Source organism: Stieleria sp., assembly GCF_041595215.1.
In the GTDB taxonomy this organism is placed as follows: Bacteria; Planctomycetota; Planctomycetia; order Pirellulales; family Pirellulaceae; genus Stieleria; species Stieleria magnilauensis.
Genome location: NZ_JBFHKV010000753.1, coordinates 1 through 4418, shown reverse-complemented (window position 1 = coordinate 4418; position 4418 = coordinate 1). Strand labels below are relative to the sequence as shown.

Annotated in this window: 4 protein-coding genes and 1 tRNA gene; 1 reads left to right on the top strand and 4 read right to left on the bottom strand. The window is 59.8% G+C overall.

Going from position 1 to position 4418, the window contains the following annotated elements; translation table 11 throughout:
• Positions 1-834: PAS domain-containing sensor histidine kinase (locus ABX749_RS23680; protein WP_372898169.1), on the top strand; the 834-nt coding region annotated here is incomplete at its 5' end.
• On the opposite strand, the gene arfB is transcribed toward ABX749_RS23680, so the two are convergent.
• From arfB to csrA, 4 genes are all read right to left on the bottom strand, one after another.
• Positions 820-1245: an alternative ribosome rescue aminoacyl-tRNA hydrolase ArfB gene (arfB, locus tag ABX749_RS23675; RefSeq protein WP_145218348.1), complete on the bottom strand. Its 426-nt coding sequence runs from the start codon at positions 1243-1245 to the stop codon at positions 820-822. The genes ABX749_RS23680 and arfB overlap by 15 nt on opposite strands.
• A 58-nt stretch (positions 1246-1303) precedes the next feature.
• Positions 1304-3127 (bottom strand): sulfatase-like hydrolase/transferase, encoded by a 1824-nt coding sequence (locus ABX749_RS23670; RefSeq protein ID WP_372898168.1) that lies wholly within the window; start codon positions 3125-3127, stop codon positions 1304-1306.
• Positions 3128-3437: 310 nt separating this feature from the next.
• Positions 3438-3510 (bottom strand) — tRNA-Glu (locus tag ABX749_RS23665).
• Between the two features lie 240 nt (positions 3511-3750).
• Entirely contained in the window at positions 3751-3945 is a 195-nt protein-coding gene (csrA, locus tag ABX749_RS23660) for a carbon storage regulator CsrA (protein WP_095742250.1), read from the bottom strand.
• Positions 3946-4418: the final 473 nt, after the last annotated feature.

Genomic DNA, 4418 nt, shown 5'->3' with positions numbered 1-4418 from the left:
CGCTTCACCGACGAGCACCTGCGGCTGATCACGGCCATCGGGCATCAAGCGGCGTTGGCGATCGAGGACACGTTCTACTACTCCGCGCTGCTGCAAAGCGAACGCCTGGCCGCCATGGGGCAAACCATCGCCACGCTCTCGCATCACGTGAAGAACATCCTGCAAGGCATTCGCGGCGGAAGTTATCTGATCGAAGCAGGACTGAAACGAGACGACACCGATGCCGTCCGCCGGGGCTGGGGCATGGTCGATCGCAATCAAGAACGGATCTCCAATCTCGTGATGGACATGTTGACGTTCTCCAAAGAACGTCAGCCACAAAAGGTCGAAGCCGACTTGAACGAAACCGCGGCCGATGTGGTCGAGTTGATGGCCAGCCGGGCCGGTGAATCCGGTGTCGAATTGACCTTGCAGACCGGTGCCAGAATGCCTCCCGCGTTTTTTGATCCCGACGCGATGCATCAGGCGATTTTGAATCTGGTCACCAATGCGATCGATGCCGTCAAAGGTGACCATGAACCCGAATTGCAGGAGCAGAACGAGAATGATCCGCCGGCAGAGGTGGGCAAGGTCAAAGTCGAAACCGGGTACGACGATCAAGCGGGATGGTACATCGACGTGATCGACAACGGACCCGGAGTCTCGCCCGAGGATCGGCAAAAGATTTTTTCGCTGTTCGAATCGAGAAAAGGCGCGCGGGGGACAGGGCTGGGGTTGCCCGTCAGCGCGAAAATCCTCAAAGAGCACGGCGGAGCGATCGTGATCCTGGATCCGCCCAGCGGCAGCGGATGTTGTTTTCGTTTGCAGTTGCCGCGACAGCTAGTCGCCGAATGATTGTCGGCGGCTTTGTTTTTTCTGGCTGAGTTTGGTTTTGGCTTCCTTGCGGCGACGTTTGCTGCCTAGCGTCGGCCGGGTTTTCTTTCGCTTCTTGGCCGGTTCTCGGCATTCCAGCAGCATTTCGACCAGCCGAAACCGGGCGTCGGCCAGATTCCGCGGTTGGTCGCGGTAGCGTTCGCTGTGCAAGACCAGCTCACCGTCTTTGGTGATCCGATTGGCGTGGCGGGCGATGAAGCGGTTTCGCCAACCCGGATCGATCGCGGTGCATTTTTCCGGTGACCATCGCAGCGTGATCTTGGAATTCACCTTGTTCACGTTCTGTCCGCCCGGACCACTGCTTCGCGCAGCGCTGATCGCCAATTCCGACGACGGAATCGTCAACCGTTGGTTCACATACAAATCACTCATCAAGCACTCGCATTAGGGGCGTGCGTCAGCAGGTCTGGTGCTGCGTCAATTTCTTAACTTAAGGCAACAGGGTCAATGTGACCCGGCGGACGTCCATCACGGATTGGCCGGGGATGTCGGTCGCGCGCAAGGTCAGCGGCCCGGTGCCGGCGGGCAGGTCGATCTGGCCAAGCTCGAGCGTTCGGAATTCTTTCATCTGGCTTTCGCCTTTGGGCCGTTCCAGCGTGTCCTGGTTGGTGTACAGCGGCGGATCCCAGCCGGGCGCGACTTTGCCCGTCAGCTTCGCGCCGCTGAAGCTCAGTTCGATCGTCGAGCCGGCATCGGGAACCTTGCAGGTGTAATCGATCGTGACACCATAACGGCCCGCCGTGTTCACCTCGATCAGCCAGACCATGCTGTCGTCGGTGCTGGTCCAGTTGACGAAGTACGAGCAGTTGGGGGCGCCGCTGCTGCGTCGGACGCCGCCGCGCGGTTCACCGTCACGGGCCGGCAGCATCGTGATCGGGAATTCGCGATAGCCGACGGTGAAAGGGCGAGGATCGATCGATTGGCCGCCCTTCTTTCTGTTCGCGGGCTGCCGCGGTGCCGGCGCATCGGTTCCGAACATCTCTTGACGCCAGGCTTTGACCGCTGCGGTCAGTTCCGCCGCGAGTTCGGGTTGCTGTGCATTCACTGGAGTCGTTTGTCCCGGGTCGGCGATCATGTCAAACAAGTTGCCTTGGTGGTCCAAACGATGCGTTTGAGTTCGCACGCTGACCTTGTTCGCCCAGTGGGAGAAGTGCCGATGTTCGGTCCAGTCAGTGTTCTGATGATCCGCCGTCGGTTGCATCAACAAGGGTGTCAGGTCGCGCCCATCGAGCGGTTTGTCACCGACTCGTTTCACGCCGGCCAGGGATGTCAGGGTCGGCATCAGGTCGATCGCGCCGCAGATCGGTGTGACGGTGTGCCCGGCCGGCAACTTGGCGGGCCATCGGATGTAGCAGACCGATCGCAGGCCGCCTTCGTCGGTGGTGCCTTTGCGGCCCTTCATGCCGCCGGTCCAGCGGTGGCTGTTGGGGCCGTTGTCGGAGAAATAAACGACGATGGTGTTGTCATCGATGCCGTGTTGGGCAAGTCGATCGAGCACCCGGCCGACGTTCCAGTCTTGATTTTCGACCATCGCCAACGCGCAGCGCGTGTGGTCGTCGACCTCCGCCTTGGTGTCGGTGGCACGTTGCGTGATCGGTTTGTCTTTGAAACGCTGCCAGTCCTTTTCCGGTGCCGTCCAGGGGGAGTGTGGCGTGGTGAAGGGGACGTAACAAACGAACGGATGGGCTTTGTTTCGATCGATGAAATCCAGGGCGCGATCGGTGCAGACATCGACGATGTAGCCTTGAGTGCGGACCATGCGCCCGTTTTCTTCCAACGGCGCGTCAAAGTACTCGCCCCAATGCCCGGCAGTGTGGCCGAAGTATTCATCGAAACCGCGGGCCATGGGATGGTAAGGCCATTGGCTGCCGTTGTGCCACTTTCCGAACGCACCGGTCGCGTAGCCGGCTGCGTGGAAGGCATCGGCGATGGTTTTTTCGTCGGGGTCGAGCCGCTCCTTGCCCGTCGACACGCCGCTAACGCCGCCACGTGGGTGGTAGCGCCCGGTCAGAAATTCCGCCCGTGTCGGGGCGCACACCGAGCACACGTAAAATCGGTCCAGCGACACACCGCCCTTGGCGATCGAGTCGATGTTGGGGGTGGAGACTTGTCGATTGCCGGACCAGCTGAAATCACCCCAGCCCGCGTCGTCGGCGAGAAACACGACCAGATTCGGCGGGGCCGCCAACGAGCCGACTGGCAAGCAGAGCAGCGAAACGAGAAACAGCAGTGCGGGCGTGATGATGGACTTCATGGGGATCCTCGGGGTGAAAGGCAACGAGGATCATACCAGCGGCCGAATCGTCCGTGGCAGGTTGGGCGTCCGTGGCAGGCTGAATCGTCCGTGGCAGGCTGATGCGTCCGTGGCAGGCTGATGCGTCCGTGGCAGGCTGATGCGTCCGTGGCAGGCTGATGCGTCCGTGGCAGGTTGGCTCGATCTCGTTGAGGGGCCGCCTGGATGTTCCGCTCACCGCACTGCCCGGGCTCGCGAAGGATGTCGCTGATCGGCGCAAAAAAAAATCCCCGGATGGCGTTTGGAAACACCATCCGGGGATTGTTGCAGGTGACCCCTACGGGACTCGAACCCGTGTCGCCGCCGTGAAAGGGCGGTGTCCTAGACCGCTAGACGAAGGGGCCATGGCGATGAGCAACCTGGGTGACTCATCACTGGGCGGAGTTTTAGCGAAGACCCCAAGGAACCGTCAAGGGTTCGTGTCGCCCACTCGGAAAAACGGCGCAATTTTTGCTCGAATCGACGAGCAAGACAGAAATGACGCACCGTGGTGGGGGCTCGGGGGCGGCCAGATCAGGCGTCTGCTTGGGAAAAAACGCTACTGGGCCGGTCCTTCGAAGAAAACCTCGTCGCCGTGTGAGACACTATGCGTCGACGGCCGCGTCTCCCGACTCCAAACTTTTCTGAATCGCCTCGTAGACTTCGCGGCGGTGCACAGGGACTTCGCGTGGAGCCTCCACGCCGAGTCGAACCTTGTCGCCACGGATCTCGACAACAACGATCTTGATGTCGTTGTTGATGACAATACTCTCGTTCTTTTTTCGCGATAAAACCAACATTGTTTCAGTCCTTTCGTTGACCGGCCTGATAAATCGAATTGATGCCTACGGGGCGAACCAGCGTCCGACGGGAGGTCATTCGGCAAGATCGCTGTAGGCCGGTTCAATGCGGCGTCACTATTGGGAGGTAGGGACAGCCACTCCTGACAGTCAACTCTAGAACAAAATTAGTATCGGTCAAGGAATTCTGGCTTGACAAAACCCGATTTCTGGCCTTTCCACTCTTCCAGGGGCTCGCCTAACCGTCAAACTCCGCCGTAAAGGGGGTGTTTTGCACCCGGTATCGCAAACTTCGGTCCGCCGGCGAGGCCAGACGGGGGGGCAGGTTTTGGGTTTCAGGTTTCAGTACCCAGTACCCAGTACTCAGTACCCAGTACTCAGTACCCAGTACTCAGTACCCAGTACTCAGTACCCAGTACTCAGTACCCAGTACTCAGTACCCAGTACTCAGTACCCAGTACTCAGTACCCAGT